26 protein-coding genes are annotated in these 22807 nt (G+C 49.8%); 19 read left to right on the forward strand and 7 right to left on the reverse strand.

Annotated elements, in window-relative coordinates; translation table 11 throughout:
- Positions 1-17 precede the first annotated feature (17 nt).
- Positions 18-1625 (forward strand): CTP synthase (glutamine hydrolyzing), encoded by a 1608-nt coding sequence (gene pyrG / locus QW520_03940; GenBank protein ID MEM0448953.1) that lies wholly within the window; start codon positions 18-20, stop codon positions 1623-1625.
- Positions 1626-1655: 30 nt separating this feature from the next.
- Entirely contained in the window at positions 1656-2324 is a 669-nt protein-coding gene (locus tag QW520_03945) for a translation initiation factor IF-2 subunit beta (GenBank protein ID MEM0448954.1), read from the forward strand.
- A gap of 204 nt (positions 2325-2528) precedes the next feature.
- Here the strand turns inward: QW520_03945 and QW520_03950 are convergent, their stop codons facing one another.
- The gene (locus tag QW520_03950) at positions 2529-3050 is read right to left on the reverse strand and encodes a hypothetical protein (protein MEM0448955.1); all 522 of its coding nucleotides are present in this window, start codon (positions 3048-3050) and stop codon (positions 2529-2531) included.
- Between the two features lie 132 nt (positions 3051-3182).
- Between QW520_03950 and QW520_03955 the strand changes: the two genes are divergently transcribed.
- The 4 genes from QW520_03955 (at position 3183) to QW520_03970 (ending at position 6183) form a co-directional block, all read left to right on the forward strand.
- Positions 3183-4100: a presenilin family intramembrane aspartyl protease PSH gene (locus tag QW520_03955; protein ID MEM0448956.1), complete on the forward strand. Its 918-nt coding sequence runs from the start codon at positions 3183-3185 to the stop codon at positions 4098-4100.
- A gap of 531 nt (positions 4101-4631) precedes the next feature.
- Positions 4632-5276, forward strand: coding sequence for a metallophosphoesterase family protein (locus tag QW520_03960; protein ID MEM0448957.1), 645 nt, complete (start codon positions 4632-4634; stop codon positions 5274-5276).
- A 201-nt stretch (positions 5277-5477) separates the two neighbouring features.
- The gene (locus tag QW520_03965; GenBank protein ID MEM0448958.1) at positions 5478-5858 is read left to right on the forward strand and encodes a 30S ribosomal protein S8e; all 381 of its coding nucleotides are present in this window, start codon (positions 5478-5480) and stop codon (positions 5856-5858) included.
- Between the two features lie 37 nt (positions 5859-5895).
- Positions 5896-6183 carry a signal recognition particle subunit SRP19/SEC65 family protein gene (locus QW520_03970; GenBank protein ID MEM0448959.1) on the forward strand — a complete coding sequence of 96 codons (288 nt, stop codon included), beginning with the start codon at positions 5896-5898 and terminating at the stop codon, positions 6181-6183.
- Here the strand turns inward: QW520_03970 and QW520_03975 are convergent.
- Complete coding sequence (locus tag QW520_03975) at positions 6171-6461, reverse strand: DUF211 domain-containing protein (protein MEM0448960.1); 291 nt, start codon at positions 6459-6461, stop codon at positions 6171-6173. The two genes, QW520_03970 and QW520_03975, sit on opposite strands and share 13 nt — an antisense overlap.
- 88 nt (positions 6462-6549) lie before the next feature.
- Between QW520_03975 and QW520_03980 the strand changes: the two genes are divergently transcribed.
- Genes QW520_03980 through QW520_03990 form a run of 3 tightly spaced genes read left to right on the forward strand, consistent with a single transcriptional unit; the run spans position 6550 to position 9462 of the window.
- Positions 6550-7992 carry an NAD(P)H-hydrate dehydratase gene (locus QW520_03980; protein ID MEM0448961.1) on the forward strand — a complete coding sequence of 481 codons (1443 nt, stop codon included), beginning with the start codon at positions 6550-6552 and terminating at the stop codon, positions 7990-7992.
- A gap of 16 nt (positions 7993-8008) precedes the next feature.
- Positions 8009-8686 carry a metallophosphoesterase family protein gene (locus tag QW520_03985; protein ID MEM0448962.1) on the forward strand — a complete coding sequence of 226 codons (678 nt, stop codon included), beginning with the start codon at positions 8009-8011 and terminating at the stop codon, positions 8684-8686.
- Between the two features lie 8 nt (positions 8687-8694).
- The gene (locus QW520_03990) at positions 8695-9462 is read left to right on the forward strand and encodes a metallophosphoesterase (GenBank protein MEM0448963.1); all 768 of its coding nucleotides are present in this window, start codon (positions 8695-8697) and stop codon (positions 9460-9462) included.
- Positions 9463-9590: 128 nt separating this feature from the next.
- Here the strand turns inward: QW520_03990 and QW520_03995 are convergent, their stop codons facing one another.
- The 5 genes from QW520_03995 to QW520_04015 form a co-directional block, all read right to left on the reverse strand.
- Entirely contained in the window at positions 9591-11102 is a 1512-nt protein-coding gene (locus QW520_03995) for a Ni/Fe hydrogenase subunit alpha (GenBank protein ID MEM0448964.1), read from the reverse strand.
- Positions 11099-12136: an oxidoreductase gene (locus tag QW520_04000; protein ID MEM0448965.1), complete on the reverse strand. Its 1038-nt coding sequence runs from the start codon at positions 12134-12136 to the stop codon at positions 11099-11101. The genes QW520_03995 and QW520_04000 overlap by 4 nt, the downstream gene beginning before the upstream one ends.
- Positions 12137-12151: 15 nt before the next feature.
- A complete protein-coding gene (locus QW520_04005; GenBank protein MEM0448966.1) occupies positions 12152-12622 on the reverse strand; it encodes a hydrogenase iron-sulfur subunit in 471 nt (156 codons plus the stop codon).
- Entirely contained in the window at positions 12623-15646 is a 3024-nt protein-coding gene (locus tag QW520_04010; GenBank protein MEM0448967.1) for a CoB--CoM heterodisulfide reductase iron-sulfur subunit A family protein, read from the reverse strand. It lies immediately after the preceding gene.
- A 129-nt stretch (positions 15647-15775) separates the two neighbouring features.
- Positions 15776-16036: a hypothetical protein gene (locus tag QW520_04015; GenBank protein MEM0448968.1), complete on the reverse strand. Its 261-nt coding sequence runs from the start codon at positions 16034-16036 to the stop codon at positions 15776-15778.
- A gap of 214 nt (positions 16037-16250) precedes the next feature.
- Between QW520_04015 and QW520_04020 the strand changes: the two genes are divergently transcribed.
- From QW520_04020 to QW520_04065, 10 genes are all read left to right on the forward strand, one after another.
- Complete coding sequence (locus QW520_04020; GenBank protein ID MEM0448969.1) at positions 16251-17021, forward strand: zinc ribbon domain-containing protein; 771 nt, start codon at positions 16251-16253, stop codon at positions 17019-17021.
- 105 nt (positions 17022-17126) lie between these two features.
- A complete protein-coding gene (gene ftsZ, locus QW520_04025) occupies positions 17127-18176 on the forward strand; it encodes a cell division protein FtsZ (protein MEM0448970.1) in 1050 nt (349 codons plus the stop codon).
- A 4-nt stretch (positions 18177-18180) separates the two neighbouring features.
- Complete coding sequence (locus QW520_04030; protein MEM0448971.1) at positions 18181-18486, forward strand: hypothetical protein; 306 nt, start codon at positions 18181-18183, stop codon at positions 18484-18486.
- A 149-nt stretch (positions 18487-18635) separates the two neighbouring features.
- Positions 18636-19361: an archaeal proteasome endopeptidase complex subunit alpha gene (gene psmA / locus QW520_04035; GenBank protein MEM0448972.1), complete on the forward strand. Its 726-nt coding sequence runs from the start codon at positions 18636-18638 to the stop codon at positions 19359-19361.
- Between the two features lie 10 nt (positions 19362-19371).
- Positions 19372-20067 (forward strand): ribosome assembly factor SBDS, encoded by a 696-nt coding sequence (locus QW520_04040; GenBank protein MEM0448973.1) that lies wholly within the window; start codon positions 19372-19374, stop codon positions 20065-20067.
- A 62-nt stretch (positions 20068-20129) separates the two neighbouring features.
- Positions 20130-20843, forward strand: a complete 714-nt coding sequence (rrp4, locus tag QW520_04045; GenBank protein ID MEM0448974.1) for an exosome complex RNA-binding protein Rrp4 — start codon at positions 20130-20132, stop codon at positions 20841-20843.
- Between the two features lie 4 nt (positions 20844-20847).
- A complete protein-coding gene (gene rrp41, locus QW520_04050; protein ID MEM0448975.1) occupies positions 20848-21618 on the forward strand; it encodes an exosome complex exonuclease Rrp41 in 771 nt (256 codons plus the stop codon).
- Positions 21615-22394 carry an exosome complex protein Rrp42 gene (rrp42, locus tag QW520_04055; protein MEM0448976.1) on the forward strand — a complete coding sequence of 260 codons (780 nt, stop codon included), beginning with the start codon at positions 21615-21617 and terminating at the stop codon, positions 22392-22394. The genes rrp41 and rrp42 overlap by 4 nt, the downstream gene beginning before the upstream one ends.
- 5 nt (positions 22395-22399) lie before the next feature.
- Entirely contained in the window at positions 22400-22672 is a 273-nt protein-coding gene (locus tag QW520_04060; GenBank protein MEM0448977.1) for a 50S ribosomal protein L37ae, read from the forward strand.
- Positions 22673-22807, forward strand: a complete 135-nt coding sequence (locus tag QW520_04065) for a DNA-directed RNA polymerase subunit P (protein ID MEM0448978.1) — start codon at positions 22673-22675, stop codon at positions 22805-22807.

The following is a 22807-nucleotide window of genomic DNA, read 5'->3' on the forward strand; positions in this document are numbered from 1 at the left end:
CCACTCCCGTGGCGCAAATGAAATATATTTTTGTCACGGGAGGAGTTATATCAGGCCTAGGTAAAGGTATCACATCTTCCTCAATCGGACGCCTGCTCAAATCTCGAGGCCTAAAAGTAACAGCCATCAAGATCGACCCCTATCTCAACGTCGACGCGGGTACCATGAATCCTTTCGAACACGGAGAAGTTTTCGTGCTGGATGATGGTGGGGAAGTAGATCTGGATCTGGGTAATTATGAGAGATTCCTTGATATCTCGTTGACCAGTTCTCATAACATCACCACTGGAAAGGTATACCGTTCCGTGATTGAGAAAGAGCGTTTGGGTGAGTATCTAGGAAAGACCGTCCAGATCATCCCTCATATCACGAATGAGATAAAATGCATGATAAAATCGGTGGCTGATGCTACTGGTGCTGATGTCTGCATCGTGGAGCTGGGAGGGACGGTAGGAGACATCGAATCCATGCCCTTCCTGGAAGCCGTTCGCCAGATGAATACCGAACTGGGGAAGGGAGAGAACTGCATGTTCGTGCATACAACCCTAGTCCCTATATTAGGAACGGTGGGAGAGCAGAAAACCAAACCAACTCAGCATTCGGTGAAGGAGCTCAGAGCCATAGGAATACAACCAGATGTCATTGTGGCCAGGGCCAAGGAGCCATTGGAATATGGGATTAAGCGCAAGATCTCTTTGTTCTGCGATGTTCCTTTGGAGGCAGTCATCTCAGCACCTGATGCTCGTTCCATATACGAAGTCCCACTCATTTTGGAAGAGCAGGGATTGACAGATTTCATATTGAGAAGGCTTAAACTGCCCGATAGTGGCAAGGACCTTGCAGAATGGAGGGACTTCCTATCCAGAGTGATTAATCCCACAAGGAGCGTAAAGATCGCTTGCGTAGGGAAGTATACTCACCTGGCTGATTCATATATCTCGCATCTAGAAGCATTCCATCATGCTGGGGCTGAGCTTGATACAAAAGTGGAGATATTCTTCGTTGACTCGGAGATTATCCAGAGCAAAGGAATCGTGCCTGATTTAATGAATGCGGATGGGATTTTGATTCCAGGGGGATTCGGAAGCCGTGGAATCGAAGGGAAGATCATGGCCGCCCAATATGCGCGAGAGAATCAAGTCCCCTTCCTAGGCGTCTGCCTTGGTTTCCAGATGGCCACGGTGGAGATCGCGCGCCATCTTTTAGACATGGAGGGGGCCAACACCACAGAGATTGACCCAGATACGAAGTACCCTGTGATAGATCTTCTACCAGAGCAGAGAGATGTGAAGCGGAAGGGAGCCACCATGCGCTTAGGGGCTCAACCTGTTGTGATTCAGGAGGGCAGCCGCGCTCATGAGCTATATGGCAAGAATCTGGTTATGGAGAGACACCGCCATAGGTTTGAGGTCAACCCTAAGTATATCGATGCTTTTGAAAAGGTGGGGTGGCATTTCTCTGGCAAGGCTCCAGATGGATTGAAGATGGAGATTGGAGAGCTCAAAAGTCACCCCTATTTCTTAGCATCGCAATTCCATCCTGAATTCAAGTCCCGGCCAGGAAAGCCCTCACCGTTGCACTTAGGCCTGGTCAGGGCTGCCTTGTATAGGAAGTACAAGACCTAAGAGCTTCTCCTAAAGCAATGTTTATAAGTGATGTCATGCTACCAAGCGAATGACGATGCCATGACCGATGACGAATATCTTTCTTTGCTGGAGCGGGCTAAGCAAAAGTTGCCTGAGAAGATTGAGAAGCACGAGCGGTTCACTGTGCCCGAGCCGGATATATTCCAAGAAGGGAAGACGACAGTGATTCGCAACTTCGGGGATATCGTCGATGCTCTACGTCGAGATGAGGAGCATATCGTTCAGTATTTACTGCGAGAGCTCGGAACTCCGGGTCATGTAGAGGGCCAGAGGCTGATATTAAAGGCTAAGCTGCTACCTCAACAGATAATGGACCGTATCATGTCCTATACGGAGACTTTCGTCCTCTGCTCTGAGTGCGGCAGGCCAGATACTAGAATCAACAAGGAGGACCGAGTGCTGATCCTGGAGTGCGAGGCTTGCGGGGCGCATCGACCTGTCAATGTGCGTAAGGTGGCGGCCAAGAAAGAAGAGCTTAACGCCGTGGTTGAAGGCCAGATATACGAGGTCATGATTGAAGATGTAGGTAAGAAAGGGGATGGCATAGCTAGACGTGGAGACGTCATAATCTATGTTCCCGGTACGATCAAAGGGGCGAGGGTCCGTGTCAAGATCACCAAGAAATCTGGCAATGTGGCCTTTGCTACTATGACACAGGAGCCTGCCACCTCCCGATGATGCGTCGCAAATTCATGTTTAATTAATTCAAAATGTCCAACGCATATCAAGATAATGAATGCGTCAATGCCATTCAGGCCACTTGATGTGAAGCACAGTTAAGAGGTGTGAGGAAAAAGAGTGTCTGAAATTTTCTTTTAAAATAGGTGACTAGACCTATCGTTAAGAGAGGAGAGGACGGAATCACACTTTTTCAATTCATTCTTAATAAGTGAAATCTAGGTCAGTTTTTTCCGCAACCGATTCGATTTTAGTCCCTGCCGGTAGTTGAGCTCGTTCAGCGTAAACGATGAAAGGTAAGAGTTTGCTCATGCCGGAGGCGAGTATTGTAACCGGATGGTCCTTTCCAAAAAGATGGGTAGAGATCTCCAAGGCCCTATTACGCAAATCCTCCTCCAGCCCAACGCCAAGGGTGTGTAAATACTCATAGAGCAGGACGTGAAAAATGAATGACTTTAGCAACTCTGGTCTCAGCGACTGAACCCGGCTAAGCGCTGCTTTGTTGAGGAGGATCATGTTCGATGCCAAAGGATGCAGGCCACCCGGCATGCGGTCCTCATCTCCCTTCATGACCGCCAAACCAAGCATTAGACCATAGCGCCTAACTCCCTCCCTCTCCTCCACCGCATCCCTAACTAATTCGAAAATTTCCGCAATCGATTGCGAAGACTCGAGCCTTCTTGCATAGCGATCAGGGAAGAAATCCCTTAAGCTGGTGGGGCGCATTGGAGATTTGAAAAGTGACTTATTAAATAAACTTATCAACGATTAAAACTGAAGGAACGAATCAAACATAGTGCATCAGGACGTTACGATAATTGGTTAGAGTTATTTAGTGGAGGGTGAATAGGCCGTTTGATGCGCTATCGTATAACTTTGATTTTCATGCTGGCGCTATTCGTTTCGGTCCAATTGTGCGCTATGTTCCTTTCAACCTTCTATCCTTCTGACATGGGAGCCTTCGAGAACCAGGACGACCCTCTCAATCCACTGATTTATGTTGTGATGGTGCTCATCATGACTGCTCTGGTTCTGGTCATGTTGAAATTAGGACTGCAGAAGGTGATAAAAGCGATATTCCTATTCGCTGTGGCCATCACATCGGTATTCGTTCTACTACCCTTAATATATCAAATCTATCCCAACGGTGATGTCGCAGTCCTGGTCTCGCTATTGATTGGAATAGCGCTCGCCTTAGCACTCCTCCTACGGCCAGAGTGGTATGTCATCAACCTTGTAGGCTTCATAGTAGGCGTGGGCGCTGCTGTGGTGCTGGGCATTTCCTTGGGAATATTGCCTGTGCTAATCCTGTTGATATTGCTTGGCGTTTACGATGCGATTTCAGTGTATAGGACGAAGCATATGATTAGATTGGCTGAAGGGATGGTTCCCTTGAGACTTCCAATCATGTTCGTGGTCCCCAAAGACAAGGACTTCACCTTGGATGGTCTTTCCACAAAGCCGTTGACGGAAGTATCTCCAGAAGAGAGGGGTGCCATGTTCATGGGTGTGGGCGACGCTGTCATCCCCTCGATTTTGAGCGTAGCCGTCCTCCTCACCCTGCCATCAACTTCCCACAGCTTTCAGAATGCGAACCTTATAGTTGCCTTGGGGACTCTGTTAGGTTCAGTGGTTGGCTTCCTGATCCTAATGGGTTACGTTGCCAAAGGAAAGCCTCAAGCAGGGCTACCTCTCCTGAACGGTGGAGCCATACTTGGCTTTTTGATCACGTACATGCTCGTTTTCAGGGATTTCAATTTTGGTATCGTAGTGTAGTGAACATATTATCTATGTCGTTTGGTCTTGAAGTTAGCGGCGACCATAAAAGAGCTGAACATAGAAAGCAGGGTCTTCTCTATGAACGTTCTTCCTTTCTCAAGGAATTTATTCAGATAACATAGGATCGTCGTTATATATGGAATGGTGAAATGGATGGTTGAAAGGGGAGTGAATATAAGATAGGTGATGAAAAATTTTGCAAAAGTCTTCTCACCCGACTATGTTGGTTCTTATGAGAACAAAAACTTGAAGAAATCTCTGTCTTGGTCCTAGATAGAAATATGAAAAATTGTGTGATTTGAACTATGAACCATACTGTCTTTGAGAAAAGCACTAGGCATTATAGGGTGGATGAGAATCGACAATCTATCCTTGATTAAAGGATGATGATGAAGGCTATGACACAGGTGGGAATCATCGTAACCTGTTTGAATGATTTATCTATAAGCTTAATCTATTTGATGGAGGGCATAATTATCTCCCAGAATTATACAAATAGTTCCAGAACCTATGTGGAGAGCGGTTCGTATGAGATATCTGGTGCTCTCAGACATACATTCGCGCAACAAGGTGATTCGATTCGCCAATCGTCATATCCTTGAATTAGATTTAGATGCAGTAATAGTATTAGGAGATATCACTCATTTTGGCCCCCCCTCATGGGCATCAGAATTTCTATCTCAGTTGGAGAAGCGCGCCTATGCCATACCTGGTAACTGTGATCCACCAGGAACGTTGGAAGAGATAGAGCGCAGTGCTATATCCCTGCATAGAAATAGGGTAGAGGTAGGGGGGTGGACCATAGGTGGCCATGGAGGCTCCAACATCACCATTTTTAACACCCCCAACGAACTCACCGAGGAAGAGCTGGAGAAGGGTTTGAGACCCATCATGCAAGAAGGCATGGTCCTGGTCGTCCACTGCCCTCCTTATGGGATTCTGGATATGACCTCAGTCAATAGGCATGCGGGCAGTACTGCTGTGGCTAGGATGATAGAAGAATTCTCACCCAGAGTCGTATTGAGCGGTCATATCCATGAAGCGAGAGGCATATTGCAGCAGGATGGGATTCTATACATGAATCCCGGAGCGGCAAAGGATGGTTATGCTGGCGTGCTAGAACTAGAAGACGAGCCTAAGGCTATTCTATTAGAAAAGGCTGGTGAAGAGTGAAACTTCAAGATATTTAGATATCGAGGTATGAGCTTGAAAAAGAGGATTAAAGTCTGAAAGTAGGAAGAATGACTCTTTGTAATCACTTACTACATTGATTCGTACGAATGCTATTTTCAGGTGTCATCGGCCGCTTCTGGTACAAAGCCTCCAAGCCGCAAACATATTTATACCACATTCCATTTTTGCCTCCTGGTTACTATGGCACTATGGCAGGGCAAGTCTAGGCGCAAGCCTTCAGGCGGGAGATTGCGCCTTGCGAGAAAGAAAAGACGTTTCGAAATCGGAAGGGACGCGGAATATACCTATCTGGGACCTGTGCGCTTAGAGAAGCTACGAGTTCGGGGTGGGAATGTCAAGGTGAGGTTGCTCAAAGCAGATATGGCCAATGTCACCGATCCTTCGACCCGAAAGACGCAGAGGGTCAAGATTCTCACCGTTAAGGAAAACTCCGCCAACCCTAACTTCGTGCAACGCAACATCATCACCAAAGGTGCGGTGATCCAGACCGAGATAGGGCTGGCCAAGGTTACGTCGCGCCCGGGACAAGACGGTTCGGTGGACGCAGTCTTGATTAAATAAAGAAATAGCCCTGCCTGGTGCCATAAGGTGATGGGCGATGGACGAGGAAAAGGCCTGGGTCCTCTGGCCAGAGTATTTTGATGTCGCCCTAAGCAGGGCAGAAGGACGCAAGGTGAGGAAGGAATTAGCGGTTTCCTCGCCTACAGTGGAGATGATCTCTAAGGCTTGTCAGAGCCTCGGCTTAGAACATAAAATTGAGATAAACAAGGCCTATCCTAGCAAATGGTACGATAAAAAAGGCAGGGTTTTAGTGGAGAGGAGCATGCCTAAGACCCTTCTGTTGTTGAAAGTAGGGGAGCGCCTAGCAAGAACTCAACGGTCCTGAGGCGTTTCTACTTCTTCTACCAGCTTCTTCCCCGCCGATACGCTGTCGACTGAGTGAATTACTGCTCCAGACTGTGAGATCGCCTCTTCCACCGCATCGAAATCGATGGCATTCCCTTCGATGGTTATCTTAATGCTCTCTGTCTCTTGGTCCACCTCTTCCAAGGTGCAATTGACTCCCGACACTCCCTCTAGCACACTGAGCCGGCGCGCTAGCTCTACGATGTTAGGATGATGCGGCTTCAATACGTCCAATACCAATCTTCGAATGTCAGGCACTTATCTACCCGGTCAGAGATAGTGGCCTTTGGTTTTAAGCGTTCCTCTTAAGGAAAGGATTATTCATTATCGTTCTCATAATCGGCACATGCTGCCGGTCAAGGAGTTTGCTGTCCTCGATATTAATGCCGAGCATTTAGGGATTCCACCTGGCTACCTGATGGAAAATGCCGGCAAGGCCGTCGCGGACGTCATTCTGGAGAGATATGGGACAGGGAGACGCATCGCAATCCTATGTGGAACTGGTAATAATGGAGGAGACGGCTTCGTCGCGGCCAGATATCTAAAGGAGCTAAATAGTGTCTCCGTTTTCTTGGCCAAATCCCCGGACCAGATCCATTCGGACATAGCACGGGACGCCTTCGAGGCTATCAAGGACATAGTCCAGCCAGCAGATGGGGTCGACCTATCGAGCTACGACGTTATAGTTGATGCCCTGTTGGGAACTGGTGTGACAGGACGTATTCAAGAGCCTTATTCAAGGCTGATAGACCTGATAAACGACTCCTCGGCCGATGTGGTCTCAGTTGACGTGCCCTCAGGATTCGGAGGGGATGTGATGGTGCACCCCACCATCACTGTTACTTTTCATGATGTCAAGGAAGGGATGACAGAAGCGAACTCAGGGGATATCGTGATCAAGGACATAGGCATTCCTACAGAAGCAATACAATATGTTGGACCAGGAGAGTTCGTTTATTATCCCATACCTTCCCCTGAATCCCACAAAGGAGATAATGGCCGGGTCCTCATTTTGGGTGGAGGCCCTTACACCGGTGCTCCCGCTTTGGCAGCCATGGGGGCTTACCGAATCAAAGTGGATTTGGTACGAATCGCGGTTCCAAAGCGCGCCTTCATTCCAATCGCAGGATACTCTCCCAATTTCATAGTTCACGAACTTTCTGGCAAAGATCATCTTAACAAGAAAGATGTCAAAGAGGTGGAGAAGCTGCTTCCTTGGGCAGATGCAGTGCTCATAGGGCCTGGGCTAGGAGATGAAAAAGAGACCTTGGAAGCAGTGCGAGATATAATTGAAAGATGCAACAAGCCCATGGTAATCGATGCTGATGCGCTGCGTGCTGTCTCTGAGAACCTTCAACTGTTGAAGGGGAAGCAAGGCATAATCACTCCGCATGCAGGCGAGTTCAAACTTCTCACTGGCATCCCATTGCCCAAGGATACCGAGGGCAAGATCCCAAAGGTATTGGATCTGGCCAAGAAAACAGGGATGACTGTGCTGCTGAAAGGGAAAGTGGACATAATCGCTTGCGCCGAACGGGTTAAGATGAATCGAACTGGTAATGCAGGGATGACCGTAGGGGGAACAGGGGATGTTCTTGCGGGCATAGCCGTTGGTCTCTTATCGAGAGGAGTGGCACCATTCGACGCCGCTCGTCTGGCGGCATTCGTGAACGGTACCGCGGGAGATGTCGCCTTTCAGAAATGGGCATATTGCTACCTTGCCACTGATGTCGCGGACAGCATACCGCAGGCGGTGAAACCATTCATCGACAGATTCCTATACTCGTAAAAGGAAAGGGTGAGTTGTGCGCTGCGCCATTATCTCTGACATCCATTCAAACCTGCATGCCCTAAACGTCGTGCTTAGGGATATCGATGAACAGGGAGTCGATGAGGTGCTCTGCGCTGGCGATCTAGTCGGCTATGGAGCGTTTCCTAATGAGGTTATAGCCCAGATCAAGGAGCGGAAAATCATCTCCATCTGCGGCAACCATGACCGCGCCGTCCTCAACATAGATACCTCTGGAATGAATCCTTTAGCAGCCAAAGCTGTCTATTGGACGGCGAAACAAATTTCTTTTGAGGCATTGGGCTACTTGAAAAAGCTCAAGCCCCGAGCCACTCTCAACTTAGCTGGGATACCAGCAGCCATGTTCCATGGCTCAGTGCGTAACGACGATGAGTATGTGTATGAAGAAGACGCAGTTCCAGAGCTCCTGAATCTGGCGAGGGCGAGGGTGGTGATAAGTGGACATACACATGTTCCGTATGTTAAGAGATATTCAGAAGGAGTGCTCTTAAATCCAGGGTCGGTGGGTCAGCCCCGGGATGGAGATAGGAGAGCCAGTTATTTGATCCTCGATGGGGATGAAATGCGCTTTGAATTGAGGAGGTTGGACTATCCAGTGGAAGAGGCGGCTAAGGCTATATCTGCCGCGGGACTTCCAGACTTTCTCGGCCTAAGGCTGTTAAGCGGTATATGAGGTAGGCTATGCAGATCTCGCCTGTGGTTGATCATCCCGCTCTACGCATCTTTGCTGATGAAGCCATCCTCTGCGCCGGCGATCTGCACATCGGCTTAGAGGATGAAATGCGCTCTAAAGGTGTTGTCGTCCCATCCCAAACCGAACGCATGTTGCGAGAATTGAAGCAGTTGGCGGATGGTTGCGAACGACTTGTCCTATTGGGAGATGTAAAGCACCAGGTACCAGGCACTAGTCGGCAAGAATACTCTGAATTGCCACGCTTCTTCTCCGAGCTATGCACGACATACTCATCGGTGGATTTGGTTCGAGGCAACCACGATGTAGGTATAGAGGATATAGGATTCACCGGAGTGCACATCCACCCAGCCTCTGGTTTCTCTTTGGGTGATGTTGGATTCATCCATGGCCATATATGGCCCTCGGACTCGGTCATGTCAAAGGGGACATTGATCATGGCGCACAACCACCCCGCAATTCTCTTTCGCGATGGTGTGGGGCACATCACCATAGAAAGATGCTGGCTGCGTTGCAGGCTGAAAGAGGATGCATATTCGTATTATTCTCAGATCCCAAGTGAGGTCATCGTGGTCCCGTCTATGAATCGTAGCTTGAAGGGATCTCCGATCAATATAGAAGAGGCAAGGCATATAGGGCCCCTTTTTGCCAACAGCCTGATAGAATTGGAAGATTCTCGAGTGTATCTTCTGGATGGCATTTATCTAGGGACGGTCGGCTCGCTGATGGTGAAGGGGCCGAACAGATACCTGGATTGAGCGTTTCTAAAACTAGTCATCCGGATCTTCAATCCCATCATCGTCTTACATTAAAGTTAACACATACGCTTTTCATTTTTATAAAAAATTAAAAAAAAATGAATAAAAATATTAGAGGGGAAAGAGTTTCAATAATTCTTGATCTGCTTGAAGATCGAGCCATCCGGCCTGCGGATGTTGACCACCAAGGCAGCCTGTCCCGGTAGCACATGAGTGGCACAGGAGTTGCAGGGATCGTAAGCGCGGTAGGCCATCTCAATCATATTCAGCAGACCTGGGGACACCTGCCAATTCTTTATGAGCGCCTTAGCAGCCGTGGCCACAGAGACGTTGATGGGAGCGTTGTTGTTCGTCGTTCCCACCACCAGATTCACATCCGTGATGATGCCTTTCTCATCAGCCACATAGTGGTGCACCAAGGTGCCTCTGGGGGCCTCCAATATTCCCACTCCTTCGCCGGGGGTGTCCGTCTTGGCCTTTATATTGGTATCGGTTATCTCTGGATCCTCTGCCAACTCTAGCATCCTTTCCGCCGCATACATCAGCTCGATGACCCTCGCCCAATGCATCGCCTGAGTATGCTGCACTGGACCCTTGATGCCCAGGTCGCGGAATGTCCCCTTATAGGCCTCGAAGAGCTTTTGCGCCTCTGGTGTGGAGAAGCCCTTGGCCACGTTCAAGCGGGACATGGGAGTGGCGCGGTAGATACCAGAGTCTTTCCCCGTCACGAACCCCTTCCAGCCTACTGGCTTGAAATAGCAGAACTTCTCGTAGCTCCAAGGTTCGGTGTGCTCGGCGATGTATTTCAGATAATCCTTGCCAGTATATCTCGCCACCTCATTCCCATCGGGATCTATCATGACCTGCGTACCGTCATAGAAGTTGACGTGGCCGTTCTTATCCACGGTGCCTAGATGGTAGGTCTCATTGTAGAATATGTCCTTCGACGTGATTATGTTCATGTAGTCCTTGTTCTTGAGCACTACGTCGGCGAAGAGCTGGTTGGTGAACTTGGCGAAGTCAACGCAATACTTGGCCATCTTGATCGTCTCGGCCTGCATCTCCTTGGTCATGGGTTTGGCCATGCCTCCTGGGATACCGCAGACCGGATGAGTTGCCTTTCCGCCTAACATCTCTTGGATCTTCTGAGCATAGGAGCGCGCCCTGATGACCTGTGATCCAATCTCCACGCCCACCGCATCGACCACGCCTAAAATGTTCCTCTTGGCAGCAGGGGCAGCGGGACCGAGTACGAAGTCCGGAGCTGCCAGGGCATAGAAATGCGCGATATGGGAGTGCACATAATGAGCGGCATAGAAGAGCTCTCTCAACTTCTTTGCCGTCTCCGGGGGATCGGCCTTATAGACTGCGTCCAAGGCCTTGGTGGAGCACATGTGGTGTGCGCCCGGGCATACGCCGCATAGCCTCGAGGTGAGCTTGTTCATGTCCTCCGCCGCTCTTCCTATGCAGAACCTCTCGAAACCACGAAGCTCTGGCACCTGCCAGTATGCCTTCTCCACATTCCCATTATCATCAAGGAATATCTCTATCTTTCCATGTCCTTCGAGCCTCGTAATTGGGTCGATGGTGATGCGCTTGGATTCCGCTTTAACAGTCTTGTCGAATATTTCCGGGCTCATGCCGTGGCCTCCTTAGCTTCTTTCTTTATCTTTTTCTTCTCTTTAACGGCCTTCTTGATTATGCTCTTAGGCATGGTGTAGCAATAGAAGGTTCCCAACGGATCCTTCACCTGCGCCATGAGCTTGAGAATCTCCTCCTCGCTCAGCTGCGATTCCTTGTCCTGGACCTTATAGATGGATGCCAGCGCTGAGAGCATTGAGCCACCCTGATCCAGCACCTGATCGGTGGGGCCCATGCAACCACGGCAGGGCTGGTTGCCTTCGAGACATTTGGCACCACATCCGGCTCTTGTGGCTGGCCCAAGACATATCACGCCCTGCTCTAGCATGCACTTCTCTGGATCGATATCTATCTCAAATGCCTCATGGACTTTTTCCACCTGTTTTACCGTTTTCTTACGCTTGCATTCATCGCATAGCGTCCTGGTGGATGCAATCACTGAGCCCTTGGGAGGCAAGGGCGCCCCTTCCTTAACGTGCTTTTCCACAATGCTCAGGAATTGGTTGATCAAATTGGTGGTTGGAGGACATCCTGGCATGTAATAGTCCACATCCACCACTTGGTCCAAGGTCTTCACGGTATCATAAAGCACTGGAAGCTCCAAATCCCCATATTTCGTATGTGTCTCATGCTGAGGGTATACTGGATCCTTGGTGTTTTGCTGGTCTGAGGAGGGTGTCTTGGTGTAAACATACTCCAATATGTCCTTCGCATTGGTCAAATTGGCAAGGCCTGGCACACCACCATAGCATGCACAGGAGCCAAAGGAGATCAATAAAGCTGATTTCTTCCTCAGCAGCTTGGCCACATACTCATTCTCCGAGTTGCGTATGGCACCATTGTATAAAGTGGCGGTGATGTAACCATCTGGCATCGCCTCAACATCCTTCAGCTTGGTGTCCACGGCTATGGGCCAAAATGCTATGTCTGCTATCTCGGCCACACCAAGAATCTTCTCGTCTATGTCCAGCAGAGCGACATCACATCCCCCGCACCCTGCGCCCCAATATTGGGCTATCCTAATCTTACCCATATTATATCACGCTCCTCAGTGCTTCTTCTCCTCTGACTCTTCCTCTTTGAGGGGGTTCGGTCCGAGCTCTCTTATAGTCTCGGTGAACTCCTTAATAGTCTTCTGGAACTTCGCTCCTTCTGAGGCAGACACCCATTCAAGGCGCAGCCGATTAGGATCGAAGCCATATTGCTCCAACAGCATGCGCAGCAGCGCAATGCGTCTCCTAGTGCGGTAGTTTCCTCCTATATAATGGCAGTCGGCCGGATGGCAGCCCAGCACCAGCACTCCATCCGCGCCCTTGGAGAAGGCACGGAGCACGAACTCGGGATCTACTCGCGCTGAGCACATGGTCCTGATGACCTTGAAGTTGGTAGGCATTTGCAGTCTAGAAACACCCGCAAGGTCAGCGCCGGCATAGGAGCACCAGTTGCAGCAGAACGCAAGGATGTTGGGTTCCCATTCAGCCTCCTTGGCCTCCGTCTTTGTCACTTGCACTTGGCTCATTTATTTCCCTCCTTCCAGGGCGGCGTCGATTATGGCGTACATCTGCACATTCTTGAATCCCTTCTGCTCCATGGCCCCAGAAGGACAGGCTGCGACGCAAGTGCCGCATCCTTTGCACAGACCTTCATTAACCACCGCCTTAAGCTTGTCTGGATTCGATGGGTCCTTGACTATAGTTATCGCCTTATATTCGCAGACGGGTTCGCAAACACCGCAACCATTGCATATCATCTCATTGACTGCAGCGATGATTCCCTCCGTCTCGAGATAGTCGCGAGAGATCACCGTCATGGCCCTGGCTGCTGCGCCCGAAGCCTGAGCTATGCTCTCATCCATGAACTTGGGCCAATGGGCTAGTCCAGCGAGGTATACGCCGTTGGTAGCGAAATCCACCGGCCTTAGTTTCATATGGGCCTCAAGGAAGTAGCCATCCTTGCTTAACGGAACTTTCAAAGCTTTGGCCAATTCCTCGTTGTCGTGATACGGTCTTATGCCCACGGAGAGCACTACAGCATCCGCAGGTATGCTCAACTTTTCCCCTAGCACTACATCGTTCACCAGGACCCTTAGCCCACTGCCGTGCTTCTCTACCTTCGGATCCTCGTTGTCAGGGAAGCGGACGAACCTAACGCCTAGCTCACCGGCCTCCTTGTAGTAATCCTCTCTGAAACCATAAGTTCTGATATCTTTGTGGAGGACATAGACCTCAGTGGAGGGGGAGGACTTCTTTATCTTGATAGCATTGCGCACGGCTTCAGTGCAGCATACCCTGCTGCAATAGGGTGCCTCATTATTCCTGGAGCCGACGCACTGAATCATGACCACGTTCTTGGCATTCAAGGGCCCAGCCATCATCTTCTCCTCAAGCTCCCACTGCGTCATCACCCTGGGATCGCCATACATGAATTCGCCAGGCTTGGGCTTGTATTGCTGGGCTCCCACAGCCACAATAATGGCCCCTGTCTCCAGTTCTTCACCTTTATTGGTCTTGACCTTGAAGTTGCCTACAAAGCCTGACACATCAGTCACAGTCGTGTTAAGGTGAACGGTAATCCTGGGGCACGCTCGCACCTTGGATATGAGCTCATCCAGTCGTTTGGATGTGGGAATACCGTTTTCCTCCGACTTGATGTTTCTCATATTGCCGCCTAGCTCACCCGATTTCTCGATCAGGTGCACATTGAATCCCTGCTCCGCCATATCCAAGGCAGCCGTCATCCCTGCTAGACCGCCACCGATGACCATGCCTGAGTGTAGAACGCCCAACTTGCTTTTGCTGAGGGGTTCAAGCAATCTGGCCTTGGCCACAGCCATGCGAACCAAGTCTTTGCTCTTCTCCGTGGCCTTCTCTGGCTCATGCATGTGGATCCAAGAGCATTGATCACGGATGTTAGCCATTTCGAATAGATAGGGATTCAGCCCTGCTTCTTTTATTGTGCTCTGGAACAGTGGTTCGTGCGTGCGTGGGGTACAGCTGGCCACCACTACACGATTCAGATTCAGCTCCTTTATCTTCTTCTTGATGTTCTCTTGGAAGTCTGCCGAGCATGTGTACTTGCCCTCTTCAGCATGGACCACATTGGGGAGAGTCTTAGCATATTCGACGACTTTAGGAACATCCACTGTGCCACGGATGTTTATGCCGCAATCGCAAACGAACACCCCAATCCTTGGCTCTTGACCCGTGACGTCGATCTCGGGTATCTCAGGCGGCACATAATGTACCCTGTTTTTGTAAACCTGGGAACCAGCCTTGCATGCAGCACCTGATGCCTCCGCTACAGATTGAGGGATATCCTTAGGGGCGCTAAATGCACCAGTGACGTATATGCCCTTGCGGTTCGTGGACAACGGGTCGAAGACCGTGGTCTCGGCGAATCCGTATTTGTTCAATTTGATCCCCAAGGCCTCGGAAAGCTTGTGTGCGTCAGAGGGGGGCTCAAATCCCACAGAAAGGACCACCATATCGAACTCTTCCTGATTGGTCTCAGCTCCATTCGAATAGCGCAGTATCAACTTCTTGGTCTCTGGATCCTCCTCGACTGACGCTACCCTCACGCCCTTGTACATTTTAATGCCATACTCATTCTCTGCCCTCGCCCTATAATCCTCAAACTCCTTACCGAAGGCTCTGATATCCATGAAGAATATGGTCGGTTTCAGTCCCTGTGTGTGTTCCTGAGCTATGATGGCCTGCTTCAAGGCGTACATGCAGCAAACGCTCGAGCAGTATGTGTTCCCCACCTTGTCGTCCCTGGAGCCAACGCATTGCAGGAAGGCGACCTTCTGTGGAGTCACATGATCGCTAGGCCTCACAACGTGACCCTGGAAAGGACCAGTGGCTGAGAGGATGCGCTCGAATTCTAAGGATGTTACCACATTCTTGAACTCGCCATACCCATATTCCTTTTTTAGCTTGGCATCGAAGATCTCGTACCCAGGCGCCACCACTATGGCTCCTACATGTACCTTCTCAATAGTCTCTTTTTGCTCATAATCCACTGCGTCCGCAGGACATACCTTTTTGCAGTTGCCACAACGATTCTTAGTAAGATACAAGCACTTTGAAGCGTCAATCGAATACTTCATCGGTACGGCCTGCGCATAAGGCACATAGATAGCCTTCCTTTGAACCAGGCCGAGGTCATACTCATTCAATGCTTTCGAAGGACATTTCTCTGCGCACAGACCGCAACCTACACAACGATCTTCCCTCACATACCTTGGTTTCCTTTTCAAGGTGACTTCGAAATTTGGCGCCTCCCCTTCCACCTTGACGACCTCAGTCAAGGTCATCATGGTTATCATTGGATTCCTAGCCGCCTCAACAAGCTTGGGAGAAAGGATGCACATGGAGCAGTCGTTCGTGGGGAACGTCTTATCCAACTGTGCCATCACACCTCCTATGCTTGGCTTGCTCTCAATCATATACACCTTGAATCCAGACTCTGCTAGGTCCAAGGCAGTTTGGACGCCGGAGATGCCTCCGCCGACCACCATCACCGATCCAGTCTTCTTTTCCATCCGCGCTCCTCCTTCCTCAACTCACAGAAAATCGTCCATTTGCAAAAGCCCCAGAGGGGTCGAGCGTGCTTCCTCGCAGCTCGCCTCGAAGTTGACCGATCTTGCCAAGACGAATTCGCTCATGGTCAGCTAATATTCCTCCCATAACTCATGTCCACCAGCGCAGTCACTGCGGCTGTAAGGTATAGTTCCTATTGCCATGCTCACATGGCATGCCGTCGACCTCGAAACCGCAATGACTTTTGCGCGTGGCCAACCTACTGGGGTAGGAAGCCCATCCACGATGCCTGTATCATATGGGCTGCTTCCCCGATTAAGACTACCATATTTCAACGTTTTGAAAGTTACATTCGAAGCTTTTGATAGATGCATCGGCTCGCCTACTTTCATCCTCTTACAATCATCATTTATAATTTCTTCGAAATTTCGTCTCCTATTTCCGAACGCCCTCTCCGAATGTGATGCATGACGGGTTCACGCAATTTCTCATCTGAACGCCAATCTTCCATTTCAGGCTGAGAGATAATGAGTACCTTCGCTGATAATCAAATTCGGTATCAGGAAGATACATAGTTTTAATTTCAATTGAGATGGAACGCATGTGTTGATAGAGTTGATATTAGCCTCTGTTGTCGGAGCTCTCTCCTTGGCCTCAGCCATGGCCATAAAGAGAACCTTCACCCACACAGCATCACCTGGAATTCTTGAGGCCGTGGAAGTAAGGGCAGGGAACCTAAAGAGGGTTCTTTGGAGACCCGCTCGCAAAGCAGAAAGGCCTAGGGTTGTAGTGCAAGGCCCTAAAGTAAAGCCCATAGTATGCCAGATATGCATAGGGCGGATCAAGGAAGGGTTGGAATTCGCCAAATGCGGATGTGGAAGGACGTTTCATATCACCTGCCTGACACGCACTGCCTTCTGCCCTTACTGTAATGAGACTTTTAAGGATGGGGTACCTGAGGAACACATTGTGCGCCCCGCACCGCCGACAGAACTCAATGGAAGGAAAAAGCCTGAGGTGCGCATTCTCTGGGAGCCAGCGATTAGAAAATCTTGTCCGGTTTGCGGTCGAGAAATGGATGAGAATGAAAGGGAGTGCGTCTGCGGGGCCATTATCATAGAGGAAGACGAAGTCTTCGAATGCCCCTCATGTGGGACGGAAGTGCCTGCCAATATGATGCAATGCCCTGGATGCAAAGAGAGATTCGACCTTGTAGAAGAGCCGATTTGCCCTATATGTGGGCTTTTAGTATCTTCCCAAGATGGGGTATGTGATTGCGGAGGGCTCGCTAAGGATGAGTGCCCCGAATGCGGTGCGTCGTTGGCACCGCAGGACACAAAATGCCCTTCTTGCGGGACGACTTTCGAGTTGGTTTAAGGAGGCTGCCAGCCTCAAAACGAATTTATACGCTCCATGAGATACCCATGATAGGGATGGGTGCACATGAGGCCGAATAATGACTTTGCTTGCAGAAGGTCAGAAATGAGCATGGACGTTAACTCAGGAGGACCTGCTACTTCAGCTGAGGATGAAGAGCTTCGAAGACTTGTCGAACAATTCAAAGTAAAGATCACCATTATTGGATGTGGAGGCGGGGGATCAAATACCATTAGGCGCTTGGCTCAATCAGGAATATCTGATGTCACTCTGGTCGCAGCCAATAGCGATGCTCGGCATCTTCTCTCGGTGCAGGTGCCGAACAAGGTCCTTCTAGGCAGGACAAGAACGAAAGGCTTAGGTGCGGGTGCAATACCAGAAGTGGGTGCCGCAGCTGCCGAGGAAGCTAGGAATGAGCTGATGAGTTATATTGACGGCAGACAGATGGTCTTTATTACTGCTGGCATGGGGGGAGGGACCGGTACGGGCTCAGCACCAGTCATAGCAGAGATGGCGCGCATGAGGGGTGCATTGGTAATGGGAGTTGTTACCATGCCATTCAAGGCCGAGGGTAGGGTACGGATGGAGAATGCGCTTCGCGGTCTGAACCGATTGAGGCAGCATTGCGATACCACCATCGTTATCCCGAACGACAGGCTACTAGAATTAGTTCCCAAGCTGCCATTGGAAGCCGCCTTCAAAGTGGCTGACGAAGTATTGATGCAAAGCATAAAAGGAATAACTGAGGCATTAACTAAGCCGGGGCTAGTCAATGTCGATTTCAATGACCTCATGACCATAATGAAGAGCGGCGGCGTGGCCATGATTGGCTTGGGCGAGGGAACGAAAGAAGACGGCCGTTTGGAGAAAGTGGATAAAGCTGTGACCGAAGCTATGGGGTCGCCGCTTCTCGGAGATATCGATACCAGAGAAGCGCATGGCGCATTGATCAGAGTGGTAGGCGGACCGGATATGACAGTAAGCGAGGCAGAGAGGGCAGCTGAATTAGTAGCTCAGAAAGTCCGACCTGATGCGCGTATCATCTGGGGGTGTGCCATTGATCCTGCTATGGAGAACAGGATGAGAGTTATGGTCGTGGTTACAGGGGTGAAGTCCAATAACTTCCTCAGCCGCTATACGCTAGGGAAGTGCTAAAGAAATGGTGGTGAAAGATAAGCGGGGTAGACGCCGGTATGTGGCCTTCAAATTAGTTTCAGAAAAACCTGTATCCACCGACGCCTTCATGAGCGCCTTGAAAAAATCAAGCCCTCCAGGAGGCAAGCCTCCCAAGTTGATACAATTCGATGGAAACCATGGGATAGTACGCTGCGAGCTTAAGGACCTAAATAATACTAGAGTCATATTATTAAAAATAGGCGAAGAGATGGGAGCGGAGATTCAAACCCTGAGTACATCTGGAACCCTGTTGGCTCTACGAAAAAGACTTGATCTCAAGAAAACATAGAATAGATATGTAAAATAAGAGCTAAATGTGAGCTAAGAAATTCCTTTTTCCCATCGAGCCAGACCAATTTTATTAATATCCACTAAGTCCCCCAACAAATATATATTGGGTGTATTCTGTAGGTTGCGAATCAGCCGAGAGAAGGTGAAATGATGCAGCCGGGACAAATGGCATACGATAGAGCCATAACAGTGTTTTCCCCTGACGGGCGTTTATTCCAGGTGGAATACGCTAGGGAAGCGGTCAAACGCGGAACGACCACGGTCGGTCTCAAATTCAAGAACGGAGTGGTTCTAATCGTTGATAAGAGGATAGCTAGCCGTCTAATGGAACCTAAGTCCATCGAGAAGATATTCCAAATCGATGGACATATCGGATGTGCCACATCTGGACTCGTGGCTGACGCGAGGATTTTAGTGGATCAGGCCAGGATTATCGCTCAGATAAACAAAATAACCTATGATGAAAATATGAGTGTAGAGGAGCTGGTAAAGCGCATTTGCGATTACAAGCAGAACTACACTCAATACGGCGGAGTGCGTCCCTTTGGCACTGCCTTGTTGGTGGCAGGTGTGGACGAGCAAGGAGAACACCTCTTCGAAACCGATCCCAGTGGTGCTCTGGTATCATATAAAGCAGGCTCTATTGGGGCAGGGCGCAATGCTGTGATGGAGGTATTCGAGGAGGAATACAAAGAAGGAATGGATATGGAGTCCGCCATAATCCTCGGCCTTAAAGCTCTGAAAAAAGCCACTGAGGAGGAGAAGCTCAACCCTAAAGCAGTTGAAATAGGAGTGGTGGTGAGGGGCGAGAACTTCAGGCGACTTGACGAGTCGGAGGTCGAGTCCTACATCGAAAAGGCTGAAGCCTCCTGATGAGGTATAAATGGTCGACATAGAAGATGCCATTATCGCTCGCTACGAGTCCCATGGGGAAACTTTCGAGATACTCATCGACCCCAAGGTGGTTAAGGCGCTGAAGGAAGGAAAGGATGTGAATCTTTATGACCACATGGTAGTCGATGAGATCTTCAAAAATGCGCATAAGGGCACCAGGGCAGCAGAGGAGGATATCAGAAAAGTTTTCGGCACCACCGATGTCATGCAGGTGGCAAAAACTATCGTGCTCAAAGGAGAAGTACATTTAACCGCCGAGCAGCGCAAGGAGATGCTGGCAAACAAAAAAGCCAGGATTATATCAGAAATAGCCAGGAATGCCATAAATCCACAGACTGGTGCCCCGCATACTCCTCAGCGGATCGAAATGGCGATGGAAGAGGCCAAAGTGCACATAGACGCTTTCAAGCCTGTAGAGCAGCAAGTCAAAGAAGTATTGGATAAGCTAAGACCCATCATTCCTATTCGTTTCGACAAGCTTCGCATCGCCGTGAAGCTGAGTGGCGAGGAGTACGGCCGCTGCTATGAAGATATGATACATTTCGGCAAGATACTAAGGGAAGAATGGCAGCCCAACGGCTCCTGGATAGGTGTGGTGGAGATACCAGCTGGCTTGAGAGACGACTTCTATGCCAAACTGAATGAGAAGACAAAGGGCAATGCGGAGACAAAGCAGTTGAAGTAATGCAGCCCTTGTCTATTAAACATGCAGAACGCTAATGTGAATGGAGTATGAGAAGTGAGAATATGAATAAAGAAGGACAGGGGTCCTCCCGAGAAATAGTCCTGCCTGGAGATATGTTGGAACCAGTAGGGCGCATGAAAGCTGGTGCCGGGACCTATGTGGAAGACGGTAAGATATTTGCCGCCCAGGTGGGGATTAAGAGTATCAAATCGAATTTCGTCAACGTCATACCTCTCAGTGGTAGATATATTCCCACACCAGGGGATACTGTGATAGGCAAAGTAGTGGACATAGGGCCTTCCAATTGGCTCATAGACATCAATTCTCCCTATCCTGCTCCCTTGCATGTAAATGAAGTACCATGGAGGGTGGATTTTGGCGACACAGCCAGATTCATGAATGTGGGAGATACGCTTCTTGCCAAGGTGCTTATGGTGGATGAGACGAAACGTGTCCAGGTGACTATGAAGGAGCAAGGGTTGAGGAAGCTCCAAGGGGGCCAGATTGTTGAGATTTCCTACAGTAAGGTTCCCCGCGTGATAGGTAAAGGGGGGTCCATGATACAAATAATCAAGAACATGACCAACACGCGCATCTTCGTGGGGCAGAATGGACGCATATGGCTTGACGGTGAGATTGAGAATATAGTTTTCGCGATTAGGGCAATAAAGATGATAGAGGAAAACGCGCAGACCATGCATTTGACGGAAAGGGTGAAGGAATATCTCGAATCTGTATGTAAACCAGCCTCAGTAGGAGATTCAGGAGAAGGGTGATGAAATGGGTGGAAACAGTGATATAAAATTGATCAGCGACGATGGTATAAGGTTCGATGGCAGGAGGGTTGATGAGCTTCGTCCCATACGTATCGAGGCTGGGGTGCTCAAGCGCGCCGATGGGTCGGCATATGTGGAGTTCGGCAAGAACAAGGTTCTGGCTGCAGTCTACGGCCCAAGAGAATGCCATCCCCGACATATGCAAGACCCAGCCAAGGCTATCGTACAATGCAAGTACAACATGATCGCCTTTTCGGTGAGTGACAGGAAGAGGCCAGGGCCTGACAGGAGATCGGTGGAGATATCTAAGATAATCTCTGAGGCTTTGGAGTATGTGGTATTCACAGAAAATTTCCCTAGAACCTCTATTGACGTATACATCGAAGTACTTCAGGCCAATGCTGGGACCAGATGCGCGGGGCTTACCGCCGCTAGTGTAGCCCTAGCCGATGCTGGCATACCGATGAGAGATTTAGTTCCTGCAGTGGCCGTGGGCAAAGTAAATGATCAAGTAGTGCTCGACTTGCAAAAGGAGGAGGATAATTTTGGACAGGCGGACCTCCCCATCGCCATGATCCCGCGCACTGGTGAGATACTCCTGCTGCAGATGGATGGGCATATGACGCGAGCGGAATTCGACCGGGCCATAGAAATGGGTGTGAGGGCGTGCAAGCGCATCTACGAAATGCAGAAGGATGCCCTAGCTAGGCGTTACGCCGTGGAGAAGGTCTTGGACGATCCAATCGAAGATACCATGCCTGAGCAGGAGGGATGAGGTTGGCGCGGACCGTAATATCTGAAATTAAACGAGATCACATCCATAAGCTGTTGGCAAAGGGCCGAAGAGTGGACGGTAGGGCTTGGGATGAGTATAGGCCTATCAGCATCCAACCTGGTTTCTCCGAAACCGCTGAAGGCAGTGCTAGGGTGCGTCTCGGGAATACAGATGTCCTCGTGGGGGTAAAGATGTCCTTGGGAGAGCCCTTCGCCGACACCCCTAATAAAGGAGTGCTGAGCACCAATGCTGAGTTAATACCTCTAGCCTCTCCCACCTTTGAGGCCGGGCCTCCAGATGAAAATTCCATAGAACTTGCTCGGGTAGTCGACCGCGGCATTCGCGAGTCGCAGATGATCGACCTGGAAGCGCTATGCATCGAGCCAGGAAAGGAAGTCTGGATAATGTTCGTCGACATTTATGTACTGGACTATGACGGTAATCTGTTCGATGCCTCGTTCCTAGGCTCTGTGGCGGCGTTGAAGAATACCATTGTTCCTGCCAAGGCCAATGATAGAGGTGATGATTTCCCTCTTCCAATTAAGCACATGCCCATGAGCGTGACGGCCGTGCAAATAGAAAACTCTATATTGGTCGATCCGACTCTCGACGAAGAGAAGGTCGCAGAGGCCAGGCTGACCGTCACAACCGACGAGAACGGCGATTTGAGGGCCATGCAGAAAGGGTTGGCCGGTGCGCTGACCCTGGACCAGGTATATAAGGTGATTGAGACCTCTCAACGCCTGGGGAATGACCTTAGGAAATTGATTGGGTGATGCAAATGGCAAAAGGAACGGTGAAGGCCGGTACCGCAGGGCGTTTCGGCGCTCGCTACGGTGTGGTCGTCAGGAAACTCACCAGGGATATAGAAAAGGTGGAGAAGGCTCGCTATGAGTGCCCTACTTGCCACCATGTTTCAGTGAAGCGCAAGGCCTCGGGGATTTGGCAATGCAAACATTGTGACGCCAAGTTCGCAGCCGCCTCCTATTCCCCCTTCACTAAGAAATTGCTAGCAGAAGAAGGAATGGAGGAAAAGGCGGAGGGAAAAAAGTAAATGTACAAATGTGGAAGCTGTGGGAAGCCTATAAGATCACATACCAACCAGGTGGGCATGCAATGCGAGAATTGCGGCTCCAAGATATTCTATAAGGAGCGGCCCAACGTTAAGAAGACCATAAAGGCCAGGTGA

The sequence above is a fragment of the Methanomassiliicoccales archaeon genome (assembly GCA_038740345.1).
Classification (GTDB): domain Archaea; phylum Thermoplasmatota; class Thermoplasmata; order Methanomassiliicoccales; family UBA472; genus JAJRAN01.

Bases quoted from the DNA above. Each gene is read 5' to 3' on its own strand.
- QW520_03950 (MEM0448955.1), bottom strand. From the start codon at position 3,050: ATGCGCCCCACCAGCTTAAGGGATTTCTTCCCTGATCGCTATGCAAGA.
- QW520_03990 (MEM0448963.1), top strand. From the start codon at position 8,695: ATGCAGATCTCGCCTGTGGTTGATCATCCCGCTCTACGCATCTTTGCT.
- QW520_03955 (MEM0448956.1), top strand. From the start codon at position 3,183: ATGCGCTATCGTATAACTTTGATTTTCATGCTGGCGCTATTCGTTTCG.
- pyrG (MEM0448953.1), top strand. From the start codon at position 18: ATGAAATATATTTTTGTCACGGGAGGAGTTATATCAGGCCTAGGTAAA.
- QW520_03965 (MEM0448958.1), top strand. From the start codon at position 5,478: ATGGCACTATGGCAGGGCAAGTCTAGGCGCAAGCCTTCAGGCGGGAGA.
- QW520_04030 (MEM0448971.1), top strand. From the start codon at position 18,181: ATGGTGGTGAAAGATAAGCGGGGTAGACGCCGGTATGTGGCCTTCAAA.
- QW520_04040 (MEM0448973.1), top strand. From the start codon at position 19,372: ATGGTCGACATAGAAGATGCCATTATCGCTCGCTACGAGTCCCATGGG.
- rrp4 (MEM0448974.1), top strand. From the start codon at position 20,130: ATGAATAAAGAAGGACAGGGGTCCTCCCGAGAAATAGTCCTGCCTGGA.
- psmA (MEM0448972.1), top strand. From the start codon at position 18,636: ATGATGCAGCCGGGACAAATGGCATACGATAGAGCCATAACAGTGTTT.
- QW520_03980 (MEM0448961.1), top strand. From the start codon at position 6,550: ATGCTGCCGGTCAAGGAGTTTGCTGTCCTCGATATTAATGCCGAGCAT.
- QW520_04060 (MEM0448977.1), top strand. From the start codon at position 22,400: ATGGCAAAAGGAACGGTGAAGGCCGGTACCGCAGGGCGTTTCGGCGCT.
- QW520_04005 (MEM0448966.1), bottom strand. From the start codon at position 12,622: ATGAGCCAAGTGCAAGTGACAAAGACGGAGGCCAAGGAGGCTGAATGG.
- QW520_03970 (MEM0448959.1), top strand. From the start codon at position 5,896: ATGGACGAGGAAAAGGCCTGGGTCCTCTGGCCAGAGTATTTTGATGTC.
- rrp41 (MEM0448975.1), top strand. From the start codon at position 20,848: ATGGGTGGAAACAGTGATATAAAATTGATCAGCGACGATGGTATAAGG.
- QW520_03995 (MEM0448964.1), bottom strand. From the start codon at position 11,102: ATGAGCCCGGAAATATTCGACAAGACTGTTAAAGCGGAATCCAAGCGC.
- QW520_04000 (MEM0448965.1), bottom strand. From the start codon at position 12,136: ATGGGTAAGATTAGGATAGCCCAATATTGGGGCGCAGGGTGCGGGGGA.
- QW520_04010 (MEM0448967.1), bottom strand. From the start codon at position 15,646: ATGGAAAAGAAGACTGGATCGGTGATGGTGGTCGGCGGAGGCATCTCC.
- QW520_04015 (MEM0448968.1), bottom strand. From the start codon at position 16,036: ATGAAAGTAGGCGAGCCGATGCATCTATCAAAAGCTTCGAATGTAACT.
- ftsZ (MEM0448970.1), top strand. From the start codon at position 17,127: ATGAGCATGGACGTTAACTCAGGAGGACCTGCTACTTCAGCTGAGGAT.
- QW520_03945 (MEM0448954.1), top strand. From the start codon at position 1,656: ATGTCATGCTACCAAGCGAATGACGATGCCATGACCGATGACGAATAT.
- rrp42 (MEM0448976.1), top strand. From the start codon at position 21,615: ATGAGGTTGGCGCGGACCGTAATATCTGAAATTAAACGAGATCACATC.
- QW520_04065 (MEM0448978.1), top strand. From the start codon at position 22,673: ATGTACAAATGTGGAAGCTGTGGGAAGCCTATAAGATCACATACCAAC.
- QW520_03960 (MEM0448957.1), top strand. From the start codon at position 4,632: ATGAGATATCTGGTGCTCTCAGACATACATTCGCGCAACAAGGTGATT.